Source organism: Isoptericola sp. NPDC056605 (assembly GCF_042792795.1).
Lineage (GTDB): Bacteria > Actinomycetota > Actinomycetes > Actinomycetales > Cellulomonadaceae > Isoptericola.
The window spans coordinates 173902-190195 of sequence record NZ_JBHTVT010000005.1 but is presented as its reverse complement, the minus strand read 5'-3'; the positions used below and the strand labels follow the sequence as shown (position 1 = coordinate 190195).

Sequence of the window (16294 nt, the reverse complement as noted above, 5' to 3'; positions counted from 1 at the left end):
GGCACTCCTCGCGGCCGTCGTCGCGGAGATCGCCGCGCGCGTCGTCGTCTGCCCGTTCACCCGCCCACCCTAGGCACAGCCGACCGGCGGTCGTCGACCGTCCGACTGGCGGGCCTCGCCCTGCCGGACCAGCGCAGGAGCCCTACCGTGTCCCCATGACCGACGAGCCCCGGGGCGGCGCCGCCCCGTCGCTGCAGGCCGTGCCGGCCGCCCCGCTCCCGTCCGTCCGCCCCTCGGTCGCCCTCCTCACCGACCGGTACGAGCTGACGATGCTGCAGGCGGCCCTCGCGGACGGCACCGCGCACCGGCACTGCGTCTTCGAGGTGTTCACGCGGAGGCTGCCCGCCGGCCGGCGGTACGGCGTGCTCGCGGGCACGGGACGCATCCTCGAGGCGCTCGCCCACTTCCGATTCGGCGACGCCGAGCTCGCGTACCTCGAACGCGCCGGCGTCGTCGACGACCGGACCCTCGACTTCCTGCGCGGCTACCGCTTCACGGGGTCGATCCAGGGCTACGCGGAGGGCGAGATCTTCTTCCCGGGCTCGCCGGTGCTGCAGGTCGAGGGCACGTTCGCCGAGGCGGTGCTGCTCGAGACGCTGATCCTGTCGATCCTCAACTACGACTCGGCCATCGCGTCCGCCGCGTCGCGGATGACCAGCGCCGCCGTGGACCGCCCGGTGCTCGAGATGGGCTCCCGGCGCGCCCACGAGCAGGCCGCCGTCGCAGCCGCGCGCGCCGCCGTCGTCGGCGGCTTCACGGGCACGTCGAACCTCGAGGCGGGCATGCGGTACGGGCTCGACACCATCGGCACCGCGGCGCACGCGTTCACGCTCCTGCACGACGACGAGCGCTCGGCCTTCGACTCGCAGATCGCGTCGCTCGGGTCGGGCACCACCCTGCTGGTCGACACCTACGACGTGCGGCGCGGCGTCGAGAACGCGATCGCCGCGGGCGGCACGTCGCTCGGCGCGGTCCGCCTCGACTCGGGCGACCTCGGCGTCCTCGCCGTCGAGGTGCGACGCCAGCTCGACGACCTGGGGGCCACCGGCACGAAGATCGTCGTGACGTCCGATCTCGACGAGCACGCGATCGCCGGGCTCGCGGCGATGCCCGTGGACGTCTACGGCGTCGGGACGTCGCTCGTGACCGGCTCCGGCGCACCCACCTGCGGCATGGTCTACAAGCTCGTCGCCCGCGCCGACCCCTCCGGCGTGCTGCAGCCCGTGGCGAAGGCGTCCGCGCACAAGACGAGCCAGGGCGGCCGCAAGGGTGCGGCGCGCCGCTACGGGCCCGACGGGCGCGCCGTCGAAGAAGTCCTCGTCACGGGTCCGGACGACCTGGTCGTGGCCTGGTCCCCCGAGGACGGCGGCTCCCTGCACGGGGAGCAGACCGACGAGCCCGCCGACGGCGAGCGCCCCGACCTGCGCAGCCTCCTCGTGCCGCTCGTCGTGGACGGCGCCGTCGACTCGCGCTGGGTGGGCGCCTACGGCGTGCAGAACGCGGCCCGCCACCACCTCCAGGCCCGCGCGGAGCTGCCGCGCGGCGGCCGCCGGCTCTCGGCCGGCGACCCCGCGATCCCGACGGTCGAGCTCAGTCTCGGCTGACGGCCGACGCGGGGGCCGGCTCTCGGTCGCCGTCCTCCGACTCGCCCTGCGCGACGTGCGGGTGCCGACGCTCGAGCGAGGCGCCCTCGACGTCCACGTCCGGCAGGATGCGGTCCAGCCGGCGCGGCAGCCACCACGCGGCGTCGCCCAGCAGGTGCATGAGCGCCGGAACCACGAGCATCCGCACGACGAACGCGTCCACGAGGACGCCGAACGCGAGCGCGAAACCGATCGACCGGATCATCGCGTCCTCGGCGAAGACGAACCCGCCGAACACGGAGATCATGATGATCGCCGCCGCCGTGACCACCGAGCGGCCGGCGCGGAAGCCCTGCGCGACGGCGAGGCGCGCGGACGCGCCGTGGGCGTACGCCTCCCGCATGCCCGAGCCGAGGAACAGCATGTAGTCCATGGCCAGGCCGAAGAGGATGCCGACGAGGATCGTGGGCAGGAAGTTGAGGATCGGCCCGGGCTGGTGGACCCCGAAGACGTCGGCGAGCCAGCCCCACTGGTAGATGGCCACGACGCCGCCGAGGGCCGCGAAGTACGACAGCACGAACCCGAGGGTCGCGATGACCGGCACCAGGATCGACCGGAACACGACGACGAGGATCAGCAACGACAGCCCGATGACCACGCCGAGGTAGAGCGGCAACGCGTCGGACAGCTTCTCCGAGATGTCGATGTTGCCCGACGCCGCCCCGGCGACGCCGATCTGGACGTCGCCCGTCACGGACGCGTCGCCCGCGCCCAGCACGTCGACGGCGAGCGGGGACAGGCCGCGCAGGGTGTGCACGAGCTGCTCGGTGGACGCGCTCGTCGGCCCCTCGGCCGGCACCACCTGGAACGCGAGCGTCCAGCCGTCCTCCGACGTCCCCGCCGGCGCGACCGCGACGACGTCGTCCTGCGCGGCGAGCTGCTGGGCGAGCGCGAGCTGGGTCGCGACCTCCGTGTCCTCGGTGACCGCGTCCGGAACGTCCGCGACCACGAGCAGCGGCCCGTTCACACCGGCGCCGAACTTGTCGGCGACCGTCGTGTACGCCGCGTAGGACGTGGAGTCCTCGGGGGCCGAGGACCCGTCGGGCAGGTTGGTCCGCAGGTCGAGCGCCGGGACGGCGACGACGCCGAGCATCGCGACGCCGAGCACCACACGGCCCACCGCGACGGAGGTCCGCATCGGCTTCACCGGCTTCGCGGACCGCGCCGCCGCGTGTCCGGCGTCGTGCGCGTGCGTGGCCCTGCCGTCCGACGGGTCGGACGCCGCCAGGCGCGCCCGCTCCTTGCGGCTGAGGATCCGCATGCCGATGGCCGACAGCAGCGCCGGGGTGAGCGTCACCGCGACCAGCACGGCGACCGCGACCGAGGCCGCGCCCACGGTGCCCATGAGGCCGAGGAACGGGATGCCGGTGACGTTCAGCGCGAGCAGGGCGATGACCACCGTCGCGCCTGCGAACACGACGGCGTTGCCCGACGTGCCGTTGGCGAGCGCCACCGACTCGCGGACCTCGTACCCGTCCTTGAGCTGGTGGCGATGGCGGTTGACGATGAACAGCGCGTAGTCGATGCCGACGGCGAGGCCGAGCATGAGGCCGAGCACCGGCGTCACGGACGACATCTGCACGACGCCCGAGAACGCCAGGGCGCCCATCGCCGCGACCCCGACGCCGACGAGCGCGGTGAGCAGCGGCAGGCCCGCGCCGATGAAGGTGCCGAGCATGATGACGAGCACGACGGCCGCGACGACGAGGCCGACGACCTCGCCCGGACCCACGACCGACGGCGTCTCCTGCGCGATGTCGGACCCGAGCTCCACGCCCACCCCGTCGACGTCCGCCACCCCGTCCTCGATGGCGCCGATGACGGCGTCCTTGGTCTCCTGGGGGACGGACATCAGGTCGTCGGTGAACATCACCGTGGCCACGGCGGTGGAGCCGTCGTCGGACACCAGCGTGATCCCCGAGGCGAGCTCGAGCAGCTCCTTGCCCTGGTCGAGCCGGGCGGCCTGCTCGTCGAGCTCGGCGGCGCCGTCCTCGAGCTCCGCAGCCTTCTCGTCGAGGGTGTCCTGCTGCGTGCCGAGCTCTGCGAGGCCGGCGTCGAGCTGCTCCTGCTGGGCGTCGAGCTGCGGGGCGGCGAGCTCGACCTGGCCGGCGGCCTCCGCCTGCGCACGGGCGTCGTCGAGCTGGTCCTGACCGGCCTCGAGCTGGGCGCGGGCGTCGTCGAGCTGCTCCTGACCCGCCGCGAGCTGGTCCCGGCCGGTCGCGAGCCGGTCGCGCCCGTCCGCGATCTGCCGCTCGCCGTCGGCGAGCTGGTCGGCCTGCTCCTGCCGGTCCGCCTCGGTGGTGAACGGGTCGACGGCACCCTGGACGCCGTCGAGATCGGTCACCCCGGTGAGGACCTCGCCCAGGGCCTTCTCCTGGTCGGCGGTGAACTCGGCGCCGTCGTCCGTGCTCAGCACGACGGTCCCGGCCCCGCCCGCGGCCTCGGGCAGCTCGTCGGCGAGGTGGTCGGTGACCTCCTGCGTCGGCGTGCCGGGGATCGTGAAGCTGTCGCTCAGCGTCCCGGCCCCGGCGGCGAACCCCGCACCGGCGAACGCGAGGACGGCGATCCATGCGGCGAACACGGTCTTGGTGCGCCGGGACGCGAAGCGTCCGAGGCGGTAGAGCAGCTCAGCCATGATGTCCTTCCGGAGCGTGCGTGGGGGCTGCCGGCGCAGCGTCGAGCCGGAGGATCAGGTCGGACCAGACCGCGCGTGCGCGGTGGCCGGTGGCGCCACCGGTGGTGGTGTACCAGTGGTGGCTGAGCACGACGAGGCCGCTGGTGACGCGGGCGACCTCGAGCTCGACGTCGACGGGGTCGACACCCGGGTGGCGGCGGCGCAGGTCGGCGGTCAGCGACAGCCCGACGTCGGCCACCGCGCGCAGGATCAGCACCGTCTGGTGCGGAGGGACTGCCGCCTCGGCCGGCAGGCCGAGCCCTCGCGCGAGCGACGCCATCGGGCCGACCAGGTCGGCCCGGCGGACGGCGGCGACCAGGTCCGCACGCACGGCCGCGAGCGGCGCTCCGGCCTGCGCGGGGACGGGCGCGGCGACCAGGGCCTCGTGGATGCTCGCGAACGCGTCGGCGGCGACCGCGGCGATCACGTCGTCGAGCGACTCGAAGTGGTTGAAGACGGTGCGGCGGGCCACGTCGGCCCGGGACGCGAGGTCGTCGACCGAGAAGGCGAGGCCACCGGTCTCGTCCATGAGAGCCGCGGCACCGTCGACGATCGCCCGGCGGATGCGCGCCTTGGCGGCGGCCCTGCGGTCCGGCGTGGGGTCGGGTGCGGGGTTCGCGGTCGGCGGGGGCACGACTCGGACCCTACAGTGCACTCAGTGCATCAATGCACTGAGTGCACTGTGAGGTGCGCCCTGCTCCCGGCGTCGCTCAGCGTCGTCCGACGAACCAGCCGCGCACCATCTCGACGCGTGCGGTGAGCTGGTCGGCGGTGGCCAGCGGCACCTCGGGCCCGCCGCACCGGCGACGCAGCTCGTTGTGCACGGAGCCGTGCGGCGTGCTGCTCTTGCGCGCCCAGGCGGACACCAGCTTGGACAGCTCCTTGCGCAGGTCGGCGGCGCGGCGGTGCTCTGCCTCCGACTGCTCGAGCGCCGCCTCCGACGCCGTGGCGCCGCCCCGCCCGCGCACCTGCTGCGCCTGCCGCTGCCGCAGCAGGGTGGTGACCTGGTCCGCCTCGAGGAGGCCCGGCAGGCCGAGGAAGTCCAGCTCCTCGGCGGAACCGACGTCCGCGCCCGTGCCGAACTCGCCGCCGTCGAACAGCACCCGGTCGAACGAGGCCTGCGCCTCGAGCGCCTCGAAGGAGCCGAGGAGCTCCCCCGACGCCTTCTCCTCCTTGTTCGCCGCCGCGAGCAGCGCGGCCTCGGGGTCGTACTCGATCCCCTGCTCCTCGGCCGTCTTCGGGCGGTCGAGCGCGTGGTCGCGCTCGAGCTCCATGCCGTTGGCCAGCTCGAGCAGCAGCGGCACGCTCGGCAGGAAGACCGACGCCGTCTCGCCGCGCTTGCGGGCGCGCACGAACCGGCCCACGGCCTGCGCGAAGAACAGGGGCGTCGAGGTGCTCGTGGCGTAGACGCCGACGGCGAGCCGCGGCACGTCCACGCCCTCGGACACCATCCGCACGGCGACCATCCAGCGCGAGTCGCCCTGCGCGAACTCGTCGATGCGGGCGCTCGCGCCGTCGTCGTCCGACAGGACGACGGTCGGGCTCTGGCCGGTGAGCCGGGCCAGGTGGCCGGCGTACGCGCGGGCGTCCGTCTGGTCCGTCGCGATGACCAGGCCGCCGGCGTCGGGGACGGCACGACGCATCTCGGTGAGCCGCTTGTCCGCGCCCGCGAGGACGGACGGGATCCACTCGCCGTTCGGGTCCAGCGCGGTGCGCCAGGCCTGGGCGTGCATGTCCTTCGTCATGGCCTCGCCGAGGCGTGCGCTGACCTCGTCGCCCGCCTTCGTGCGCCAGCGCATGTTGCCCGAGTACGTCATGAACAGCACCGGACGCACGACGTGGTCGCGCAGCGCGTCGCCGTAGCCGTAGGTGTAGTCCGCCTTGGAGCGGCGGATGCCCTCGCGGTCCTCCTCGTACGTGACGAACGGGATCGGCGCCGTGTCCGACCGGAAGGGCGTGCCCGTCAGGGCGAGGCGCTTGGTCGCGTCCTCGAACGCCTCCCGGACGGCCTCGCCCCAGCTCAGCGCGTCTCCGCCGTGGTGCACCTCGTCGAGGATGACGAGGGTGCGCGCCGCATCGGTGCGCGCGCGGTGCAGGGCCGGCTTGGCGGCGACCTGGGCGTACGTGAGGGCGACGCCGTCGTAGTGCGAGCCGTGCCGACCCTGGCTGTTCTTGAAGGAGGGGTCGATGCGGATGCCGACGCGCGCGGCGGCGTCCGCCCACTGGTGCTTGAGGTGCTCGGTGGGCGCGACGACGGTCACGCGGCGCACGACGCCCGCCTCGAGCAGCTCGGTGGCGACGCGCAGCGCGAACGTCGTCTTGCCGGCGCCGGGGGTCGCGACGGCGAGGAAGTCGCGCGGGTCACGCCTGCGGTACAGCTCGAGCGCCTCGGCCTGCCAGGCACGCAGGTTGGACGCGGTGCCCCACGGCGCGCGGCGCGGGAACGCCGGGCTGAGGTGGGACGCCGCCGACGACGACGGCGACTGCGGCAGCGGCTTGGCCGCCGGTTCCGCAGCCGCGGCGAAGAGGTCGAAACCGTCGTGATCGGGGGTGGACTCGGGCTCGTTCAGCGGCTGCGCGCTCACTTGCCGGAGTCGCCCTCGCCGCCCTCGCCGTCCTGCGGGTCGCGGAGGCCGTCGTAGATCTCCTTGCAGACCGGGCACACCGGGAACTTCGACGGGTCACGACCCGGCACCCACACCTTGCCGCAGAGCGCGATCACGGGCTTGCCCGACAGGGCCGACTCCATGATCTTCTCCTTGCGCACGTAGTGCGCGAAGCGCTCGTGGTCGCCCGGCTCCGCAGCCTGCTCGCGGGTGTCGGGGCGCTCCAGCACGCTGGTGCCGGCCCCGGTGTCCTGCGAGGGGTCGGCGTGCGGGGTGGAGAGGGGATCGCTCATGCCGGGCAGTCTACGACCCACCCCCCGACGCTCCCCCGCCTCGCCGGCCCTCGCGCCGCGGATCCGGGCACGGATCACAGGCCCTGCCAGTCGGGCTTGGACGCGAACGTCTGGCGGTAGTAGTCCCCGAGCTGCAGCCGCGAGGCCGCCGCGTCGTCCACCAGCACCGTCGCGTGCGGGTGCAGCTGCATCACCGTGCCCGGCCACATCGCGGAGATCGGACCCTCCACGAGCTGGTGCACCGCCTCCGCCTTCTGCCGGCCCGTGGCCAGCAGCACCAGGTGCCGCGCCGCCATGATCGTGCCCAGCCCCTGCGTCAGGCAGTGCGTCGGCACCTGCTCCACGTCGTCGCCGAAGAACCGCGCGTTGTCCACCCGCGTCTGCGCCGTCAACGTCTTGATCCGCGTGCGCGACGCCAGCGACGAGCCCGGCTCGTTGAACGCGATGTGCCCGTCCGTGCCGATCCCCAGGAGCTGCAGGTCCACCCCGCCCGCGTCCGCGATCGCCCGCTCGTACGCCGCGCACGCCGCCGGAATGTCCTGCGCCAGCCCGTCGGGCCCGGACACCTGGTCCGCCGGCCACTCGACCCGCGAGGCGATCTCCGTCTCGATCACGTTGCGGTACCGCTGCGGGTGCGCCGCGTCCAGGCCCACGTACTCGTCCAGCATGAAGCCCCGGGCGTCGGCGAACGACAGCCCGTCCTCGCGGTGGCGACGCGCGAGCTCGTCGTACACCTTCAGCGGGCTCGACCCCGTCGCCAGCCCCAGCACGGTGGCCGGGTCGCGCCGCAACAACGCCTCGATCGCGTCGGCCGCCAGCACGGCCAGCTCCTCGGCGGGGGCGATCACGACTTCCATGGGGGGCTCCAGTCTCTCGGGTACGGGATCGGGTCCATCATCCCGTCGTCGTGCCGTCATCGTGCCGGCATCGTGCGTGGTCCGCGCCGCTCCACGCGGACGGGTCAGTCCTCGGCCGCCGCGGGCGCGTTGAGCATCGGCGTGAGGCGGGCGTCGAACTCCTGCGCGAGGGTCGCGACGTCACCGCCGTCGGCGATGCGGCCGAACAGGTCCTCGTACACCCCGGCGTCCTCGATCGAGGCCCACCCGGGCGCAGGCGGGGTGAGCTTCGACGCGGCGGCCGTGCGGACCATGAGGCGGCCGTACCTGTCGCCCTTCATGAGCTCCTGGGCGTCCTCGTTCGCGGGCCCGAGCCCGGCCGCGGCGAGCTTCTCCTGGTACTCGTCGGAGAAGACGACGCGCAGCACGTCCTCGGCCAGCTCGGGGCTCGGCGACGTGGCCGAGACCGCGATGTTCGAGCCGCCCGCGAAGACGGGGGCCAGGCCGCCGTCCAGACCGGGCAGGGCGAAGATGCCGAACGTGTCGGTGTCCTTCATCCCGTCGCGCACCAGCTCGCCCTCGTCGTTGCGCACGAGGTGGCCGATCGACCACCGCGCCCACGCGGGAGCCATGATCGTGGCGGCGGCGGGCGGCGCCTCCTCGACGCCGTCGTTGAGGAAGTCCCAGTACTCGACGTCCTTCTCCGTGGACGGCAGGTACGACGCGTTCTCGTACACGTCCTGCCACATCTCGAGGCCCTCGACGGTCTTCGGGTCGGACAGGGTCGAGACCCAGCCGTCGCCCTCCTTCACCGCGAGGTCCCCGCCGGCGGCGAACACCCAGGAGATGCCGTTGCGCCAGTCCTGGCCGCCCATCGCGAACCCGGCGTGGTCGTCGTCCGTGAGCGCCTTGACGGACTCGCCGAACTCGGCCAGCGTCGACGGCTTCTCGAGCCCCGCCGCGCCCCACACGTCCTTGCGGTAGAAGACGTACCGCGAGCCGAAGTAGTACGGCAGCGCGTAGTGGAGGCCGTCCACCGACCCCGCGTCGACGAACGACTGCAGCAGCTTGTCGCCGCCCAGCTCGTCGTACAGCTCCGGCGAGATCTCGCGGAACGAGCCCGTGGTGGTGAACGTCGGCGACTGCGTGTTGCCGATCTCGACGACGTCCGGCGTGGTCGCCGGGTCCTCCAGCGCCTCCGTGAGGTTGGCGACGAGGTCGCCCCACTCCTGCTGCTCGATCGTGAGGGTCGCGCCCGGGTGATCGTCCTCGAACTTCTGCACGAGGTACTCGCGGAGCTCGGGCGTGGTGTCCTCGCCGACCAGCCACATCGTGAGGTCCGTGTCCGGCGCCGCGGGCTCCGCCCCCGTGCCGAGCGCGGAGCAACCGGTCAGCGCGACCGTGAGCAGGCCCGCGGTCACGGCCCCGGTCAGGGACCCGGCCCGGCGCGCGGTCACGACGCCACCCCGTTCAGCGGGGCACGGCCGGCGACCGTCCGTCCCACGACGGCGGCGCCGACGGCGCCCACGGGCACGCGGCCCGGGGCGAGCCGGACGCGGTCCGCGAGGCGCAGCGAGCTGAGGAACCCGGAGTCCCGCGACTCGCGGACCAGCGCGGCGCGCACCGCGTCGAGGAGCGGCTCCCCGAGCTGCGCGACGCCGCCGCCGAGCACCACGTGCCGCACGTCGACCGTGAGGACCAGCATGCGTACGGCCGCCGCCACGGCGGACGCGTAGACGTCGCGCGCCTCGACCGCCCCGGGGACACCGCGCTCCGCCGCCTCGAACAGCTCCACCGGCGCGGGGCGGCCGGTCCGCGCCGGCCACAGCCGGGCGACGGCCGTCCCGGACGCGTACAGCTCGAGGCAGCCCCGCTGCCCGCACGGGCACACCGGGCCGGCCGGGTCGACCGGCACGTGACCGATCTCGCCGGCCGCGCCGCCGAAGCCGCGCCGCAGCTCGCCGTCGAGCACCAGGCCCGCGGCCAGGCCGGTGCCGAGCGCGAGGAACGCCAGGTCGACCCGCGCCCGCGGCGTGCCCGCCGCGGCGGCCTCCAGGTGCGCGGCGCCGAGCGCCGCCACGTTGAGGTCGTTCTCCAGCCCGACGGGGATGCCGCCGAGCTCGTCGCCCAGCAGCCGGGCGAGCGCCAGCGGCGAGGCGTCCACGCCCACGTTCACGGCGTGCCGCACCGTCCCGGCGGCCGGGTCGACGAGGCCGGGCATGCCCACGCCCACGCCGACGACGTCCGCGACGTCGACGCCGGCCTGCCGCGCGACGCCGCGCACGGCGCGGGCCGCGCCCGCGACGACCCCAGCCGGGCCGCGCTCGGTGGCCAGCCGGGCCTGCGCCACGGTGGCGCCGGCCGCGTCCAGCAGGACGGCGAGGGTCTTGGTGCCGCCGATGTCGAGCCCGACCGTGGGGCCTGTGCGGCCTGGCGGGTTCAGGGGGTTCAGGGGTGTGGCGTCGTCCACGTCAGCCCTTCACCGCCCCGGAGACCAGCCCGGACGTCATCCGGCCCTGCACGAAGAGGAAGAAGACGATCACCGGCACCGCGATGAGGGTCGAGGCCGCCATGACCTCGCCCCAGTCGATGCCGCGGTTCGCCGACGCCGACAGGAAGCTGCGCAGCCAGATCGGCAGCGTCTGCCGGTCCTCGGCGGGCAGGATCACGAGCGCCGTCGTGAACTCGTTCCACGCCTGCAGGAACGCGTACACGCCCGAGGCGACGAGGCCCGGCGCGAGCAGCGGGAACGTGATCCGCAGGAACGCCTTGGTCCGCGAGAGGCCGTCGACCATGGCCGCCTCCTCGAGCTCGGCCGGGATGCCGGCGACGAAGCCCCGCAGCATCCAGATCGTGAACGGCACCAGCATCGCCGTGTACAGGATCGAGATGCCGAGCACCGAGTTGAGGCCGAGCACGGGCGTGCTCGCCCCCACCGTCGAGAGCATCTTGTACTGCGCGATGAACAGGCCCTCGGCGGGCAGCATCTGGATGAACAGCACGGCCAGGACGAAGCTCGTGCGGCCGCGGAAGCGCCAGCGGCTGATGGCCAGCGCGGCGAGGAACGCGAACGCGAGGACGAGCACGATCGTCACACCCGTGATCATCAGGCTCATGCGCAGGGCACCGCCGAAGCCGGAGCCCGTCAGGACGCTGGTGAAGTTCGCGAGCGTGAAGTGGGTGGGCAGGAAGCTCGGCGTGCTCGCCTTGAGGCGCGCGGCCGGGGTGACGGCCGACAGCAGCATCCAGTAGACGGGGAACGCCCACACGAGGGACAGGACGATGCCCAGGACGCCCAGCAGGATCTTGCCGACCCGCGGTCGGGGGCGGCGCACCGCCTGGCCGGCGTCGCGCACGACGGGCGTGGCGGCGGGCCGCGCAGTCTCGGTCCCGGTCTCGGTCGCGGCGCTCACGCGGCGTCCTCCTTCATGAGGCTGCGCACGTACGGCGCGGCGAGCAGCACCGTGAGCAGCAGGACGAAGATCGAGACGGCGGCGGCGCCGGAGAAGTCCTGGCTGCCGATGCCGAGCTCGTAGATGAAGTTGCCCAGCAGGTTCGTCTCGGAGATCGGGGCGCCGGCGTCCTGCAGCAGGCGGATCTGCGCGAACACCCGCAGGTCCCAGATGATCTGCAGCAGCAGCACGATGGCGAGCACCGGGCGCACCAGCGGCAGCAGGATGTGGCGCAGGATCTGCGCGGGCCGCGCGCCGTCGAGCCGCGCGGCCTCGAGGACCTCCTCGGAGACCTGCGTGAGGCCGGCGTACAGCGACATCGCCACGAACGGCACCGACATCCACACGATGACCAGGGTCGCGACGACGAAGAACGTCAGCGGCTGCGCGAGCCAGGCGTAACCCTGGTACTGGTCGAGGCCGATCTGCACGAGCAGCCAGTTGACGACGCCGGAGCGGTAGTCGAAGAGCCACCGGAAGACGGTCACCGCGGCCACGAGCGGGGTCGCCCAGGCCAGCAGGAGCACGATCTGCAGCGTGATGCGCACGGCGGCGTGCACGGCCTTCATCAGCAGCGCCAGCCCGAGGCCGATCGCCACCGTGAGGAACGCGTTCACGAGGCAGAAGAGGATCGAGCGTCCCACGACGGTCCAGAGCCGGTCGTCGGAGAAGATCCGCGCGTAGTTGTCCAGCCCGGCGAAGGTGGGGGGCGCGCCGAACTGCTGCATCATCCCGTATTCCTGCAGCGAGGTCACGACCTGCCAGTACACGGGGTACCCGAGACCGACGAGCAGGATCAGCACCGCGGGGAGCAGCAGGAGGTAGGGGGTGGCCGGCTGGCGCCGACGGCGGATCGCGATGGTGGACGCGGGTGTCGCGGTGGTCATGCGGTCCTCCTTCCCGGTGGTCGTGGATGACGGGCGGAGCGGTGGAGCTGGTGGGGGGACCAGCGACGTGGCACCGCTCCGCCCGTCAGGGGTGGGGGCTGAAGGGGGGTCAGCCCGCCTGGCCGTTGAGCATCGGCGTGAGCTTCTCGTCGTACTGCTTGGCGAGTGCCGTCACGTCACCGCCCTCGGCGATCTTCTGGAAGAGCTCCTCGTAGACCGAGGCGCCCTCCACGGCGGCCCAGCCGGGTGCGGCGGGGGTGAGCTTCGACGCCTCGGCGGTCTCCACGGTGACCTCGCCGAACTTGTCCGGGTTGCCGTCGGCGTCCACGGTCATGAGCTTGTTGAAGTCCGTGTTGGCCGGCCCCAGGCCCGCCTTGGCGAGCATCGTCTGGTACTCGTCCGAGTAGATGATCCGCAGCAGGTTCTCCGAGAGCTCGGGGTGCTGCGACTTCGCGGACACCGCGACGTTCGAGCCACCGGCGAAGACCGGGGCCACGCCGCCGTCGACGCCCGGCAGCGCGAAGATGTCGAACTTCTTGTCGTCCGCCATGCCGTCGCGCACCTCCTTGCCGTCGTCACCCTTCGTCAGGTCGCCGATGGACCAGCGGGCCCAGCCCGGCGCCATGATGGTCGCGCCCTCGGGCGCCTCGCCGTCGGTGCCGTCGTTGATGAAGTCCCAGTACGCCTCGTCCTTGGCCGTCGCCGGCAGGTTCGACGCGTTCTCGAAGACGTCCTGCCACTGCTCGAGGCCCTTGACCGTGTTCGGGTCGGACAGCGTGGAGGTCCACTGGTCGCCGTCCTTGACGGCGAGCTCGCCGTCGTTCGCGAAGACCCAGGAGATGCCGTTGCGCCAGTCCTGCCCGCCCATCGCGAACCCGGACTGCTTCTTGGAGGTGAGCTCCTTGACGGAGTCGCCGAACTCCTCCAGCGTCTTGGGCACCTCGAGGCCGGCCTTCTGCCAGATGTCCTTGCGGTAGAACATGTAGCGCGAGCCGTAGTAGTAGGGCAGCGCGTACTTGGCCTCGTCGATCGAGCCCGCGTCGACGAACGACTGCAGCAGCTTGTCGCCGCCCAGCTCGTCGTACAGCTCCGGCGAGATCTCGCGGAACGCGCCCGCGTAGGTGAACGTCGGCGCCTGCGTGTTGCCGATCTCCACGACGTCCGGGGTGTTCGCGGCGTCGGGCAGCGCGGTCGTGAGCTTGGTGACCAGGTCGGTCCAGTCCTGCTCCTCGATCGTCAGCGTCGAGCCGGGGTTCTCCTCGGCGAACGTGTCGACCAGGTACTTGCGCAGGTCGTCGTTGGTGTCGGCACCGGCGAGCCACAGGGTGATGTCGCCGGCCTCGGGGGTGCCGCCGGTCTCGCCGGTCCCCTCGTCGTCGGCGGGCGCGCACGCGGCGAGCGCGAGCGCCAGGGTCAGGCTCGTCGCCACGCCGGTGGCGACCACACGGGTCCTCTTCACTGGGGATTCCTCTCGATCTTTCTGGGGTCGATCCGAGCACCGCGGCGCCGGGGACGGCGCCGCGGGTGCAGGTCCTTCGTCGGGGTCAGGAGACGCCGAGCTGGGCGGCCAGCACCAGGACGGCCGCACCGGCGAGGACGACGTCCTCGTCGAGCGTGGCCATCCGCAACCGCAGCCCGGCGGCCGTGGCCGGCATCGTGCGGTCCGTCAGGGTCTGCAGGGCGGCGGTGCGCAGCGCGCCGTCGAGCAGGTCGGCGGGGCCGCTGAGCAGCACCTCGCCGAGGTTCAGGGCGCCCACGACGGGCGCGAGGGCGACGCCGAGGGTGCGGCCCACGCCGGCGAGCGCCTCGTCCGCGGCGGCAGGGTCCAGCCCCGCGACGGCGCGGCGAAGCGCCGGGGCGGCGAGCACGGTCTCCAGGCAGCCGTGACGGCCGCAGGCGCAGAGCTCGCCGTCGTCCACGACCGTGACGTGCCCGAGCTCGCCCGCCGCGTCGGCGGAGCCGTGCACCCGCGAGCCGTCGACCATCACCCCGGCTCCCACGCCCTGCCCGACCGTCAGCACGAGCATGGAGTCGGAGGCGCCGCCGTAGGTGTACTCGCCGAGGGCGGCGGAGTTCGCGTCGTTGGCCACGTGCACCGGCAGGGCCAGCCGGTCGGTGAGGATCGCGGCAAGCGGCAGGTCGGTCCACTGCCGGTTGGGCGCCTCGACGACGCGGCCGGAGTCGTCCACGACGCCGGGCGAGCCGACGCCCACGCCGATGACGGGGCGGGTCGCGGCGGAGATCAGGGTGCGCGCGAAGCGCGTGAGCAGGTCCACGAGCGTGTCGCCGACGTGCCCGGCCACCGGCAGGGAGCGGCGCACGACGGCCTCGCCCGTGAGGGTCATGACCGCGCCGCGCATGACGGCGTCGTCCGACAGGTCGACCGCCACGATCTGGTAGGCGTCGGTCCGCATCCCCACGAGGATCGCGGGCTTGCCGACCCGCCGGCCGGGCTGCACGCCCAGCTCCTCGACGAGCCCCTCGGCGAGGAGGACGTTCACCAGATCGGAGATGGTCACGCGGGTCAGGGAGGTGGCCCGGGCCAGGTCGGCCCTGGAGGTCGGCCCCTCGTGGAACAGGTGCTGGAGCACCAGGGAGCGGTTGTGCGCCCGGGCGTGCTCGGGGAGCACCTTGGAGGTGGCTCGCAGGCCGGCACCCAGACCTCGTCGTGCTGTGCGCGTCGTCGGCGTGGACATGTTTGTTAGTACAGCGTCTTAACTAGCCCTCTGTCAATCCGCGATCCCCCGCCCACGGGAAGGCGTGATCGGATCGTGACGCGCCGACGGCGGCGGATCGGCGACCGGACGACATCGCCCTAGGTCACGGTCTCGGCACGGTCGGGTCACGATCGTGCGGAGCGGGCCGGGCGCGAACCCGCCGCCCCCTACGCTCTGAGCCATGCCCGCCACCCCGCGCCAGGCCCGGACCCGCCGTGCACCGCTCCGCACGGCTCTGGCGGCGACGCTCCTGCTGGTCGTCACGGCGTGCTCCTCGGGCGGGGCCGACTCGGGCGGTGGGTCCTCCGCGGTGGAGGCCGACAGCGCCGGCGCGGCCGCGGACGTCGGCAGCGCCGAGCAGGCGGCGGACGGATCCTCCGTCGCGGAGAGCGCCGCGGAGCCCGGCGCAGCCGCGGCGCGCGAGATCGTCACCACCGGCCGCGCGACCGTCGTCGCCGACGACCCCGCGGCGGCCGCGACGAAGCTCGCGCGGCTGGTCGAGCAGGCCGGCGGTCGCGTCGAGCGACGCTCCGAGACGGCTGCCACCGACGACTCGGCGGGGTCGGCGTCGCTGACCGTGCGGCTGCCCTCCGACCGGATGACCGGCGCCGTCGAGGCCCTGGACACGCTGGGCACGGTCGAGAGCGTCGACATGGACAGCACCGACGTCACCGGCGAGGGGCAGGACCTCGACGCCCGCATCGCCGCGCTGACCACGTCGACGGACCGGCTGCGCGACCTCATGAAGGCCGCCGGCAGCACGGAGGACCTGCTCCAGGTGGAGCAGGAGCTGTCCGAACGCCAGGCCGACCTCGACGCGCTCACCGCGCAGCGCCAGCGCCTATCCGACCAGGTGGCGATGTCGACGCTCGACGTCGAGATCGTGCCCGAGCCCGTCGCCGCCGCGCAGTCGCGCGGTGGGTTCCTCGGAGGCCTCGCCTCGGGCTGGGGCGCCCTCGTCACGACGATCCAGACGGTCGTGCTCGTGCTGGGCGTGCTGCTCCCGTGGCTCGCGCTGGGCGGGCTCGGCTACCTCGGCTACCGCTGGCTGCGGGGGCGCGCCCGCCCGGGCGCGGGCGACGACCCCTCGGACGGCCCGGACGACGACGCCGACGGCCCGGACGCCCCGCGCCCCGCCGCGCCCGACGAGGCCCCCGAGCCGGTGCCGGCCGGCCGCTGACCGGTC

At 73.6% G+C, this 16294-nt stretch carries 13 protein-coding genes; 2 read left to right on the top strand and 11 right to left on the bottom strand.

The annotated features are described in order from the left end of the window. Positions 1-155: 155 nt before the first annotated feature. On the top strand, positions 156-1604 hold the full coding sequence (locus tag ACFQ8Y_RS07610; RefSeq protein ID WP_430549752.1) for a nicotinate phosphoribosyltransferase: 1449 nt from the start codon (positions 156-158) through the stop codon (positions 1602-1604). Here ACFQ8Y_RS07610 and ACFQ8Y_RS07605 read toward each other — a convergent pair. The 11 genes from ACFQ8Y_RS07605 to ACFQ8Y_RS07555 form a co-directional block, all read right to left on the bottom strand. Then, positions 1591-4278, bottom strand: a complete 2688-nt coding sequence (locus ACFQ8Y_RS07605; RefSeq protein WP_430585089.1) for an MMPL family transporter — start codon at positions 4276-4278, stop codon at positions 1591-1593. The two genes, ACFQ8Y_RS07610 and ACFQ8Y_RS07605, sit on opposite strands and share 14 nt — an antisense overlap. Beyond that, positions 4271-4951, bottom strand: coding sequence for a TetR family transcriptional regulator (locus ACFQ8Y_RS07600; protein WP_430562662.1), 681 nt, complete (start codon positions 4949-4951; stop codon positions 4271-4273). The genes ACFQ8Y_RS07605 and ACFQ8Y_RS07600 overlap by 8 nt, the downstream gene beginning before the upstream one ends. Before the next feature lie 76 nt (positions 4952-5027). Beyond that, positions 5028-6809 (bottom strand): DEAD/DEAH box helicase, encoded by a 1782-nt coding sequence (locus ACFQ8Y_RS07595; RefSeq protein WP_430562717.1) that lies wholly within the window; start codon positions 6807-6809, stop codon positions 5028-5030. A gap of 89 nt (positions 6810-6898) precedes the next feature. After that, complete coding sequence (locus ACFQ8Y_RS07590) at positions 6899-7216, bottom strand: DUF3039 domain-containing protein (RefSeq protein WP_430585088.1); 318 nt, start codon at positions 7214-7216, stop codon at positions 6899-6901. Between the two features lie 74 nt (positions 7217-7290). After that, positions 7291-8073: a glucosamine-6-phosphate deaminase gene (gene nagB / locus ACFQ8Y_RS07585; RefSeq protein ID WP_430585087.1), complete on the bottom strand. Its 783-nt coding sequence runs from the start codon at positions 8071-8073 to the stop codon at positions 7291-7293. Between the two features lie 104 nt (positions 8074-8177). After that, the gene (locus ACFQ8Y_RS07580; RefSeq protein ID WP_430585086.1) at positions 8178-9509 is read right to left on the bottom strand and encodes an extracellular solute-binding protein; all 1332 of its coding nucleotides are present in this window, start codon (positions 9507-9509) and stop codon (positions 8178-8180) included. After that, on the bottom strand, positions 9506-10522 hold the full coding sequence (locus ACFQ8Y_RS07575; RefSeq protein WP_430585085.1) for an ROK family protein: 1017 nt from the start codon (positions 10520-10522) through the stop codon (positions 9506-9508). Before ACFQ8Y_RS07575 ends, ACFQ8Y_RS07580 begins: the two co-directional genes overlap by 4 nt. A gap of 1 nt (position 10523) precedes the next feature. Then, on the bottom strand, positions 10524-11465 hold the full coding sequence (locus tag ACFQ8Y_RS07570; RefSeq protein WP_430549746.1) for a carbohydrate ABC transporter permease: 942 nt from the start codon (positions 11463-11465) through the stop codon (positions 10524-10526). After that, complete coding sequence (locus ACFQ8Y_RS07565) at positions 11462-12391, bottom strand: carbohydrate ABC transporter permease (RefSeq protein ID WP_430546895.1); 930 nt, start codon at positions 12389-12391, stop codon at positions 11462-11464. Before ACFQ8Y_RS07565 ends, ACFQ8Y_RS07570 begins: the two co-directional genes overlap by 4 nt. A 109-nt stretch (positions 12392-12500) precedes the next feature. After that, the gene (locus ACFQ8Y_RS07560) at positions 12501-13850 is read right to left on the bottom strand and encodes an extracellular solute-binding protein (protein WP_430585084.1); all 1350 of its coding nucleotides are present in this window, start codon (positions 13848-13850) and stop codon (positions 12501-12503) included. A gap of 85 nt (positions 13851-13935) precedes the next feature. Then, positions 13936-15087, bottom strand: a complete 1152-nt coding sequence (locus ACFQ8Y_RS07555) for an ROK family protein (protein WP_430549744.1) — start codon at positions 15085-15087, stop codon at positions 13936-13938. Positions 15088-15289: 202 nt separating this feature from the next. Here ACFQ8Y_RS07555 and ACFQ8Y_RS07550 point away from each other — a divergent pair, with 202 nt between their 5' ends. Next, a complete protein-coding gene (locus ACFQ8Y_RS07550) occupies positions 15290-16288 on the top strand; it encodes a DUF4349 domain-containing protein (protein ID WP_430562668.1) in 999 nt (332 codons plus the stop codon). Positions 16289-16294: the final 6 nt, after the last annotated feature.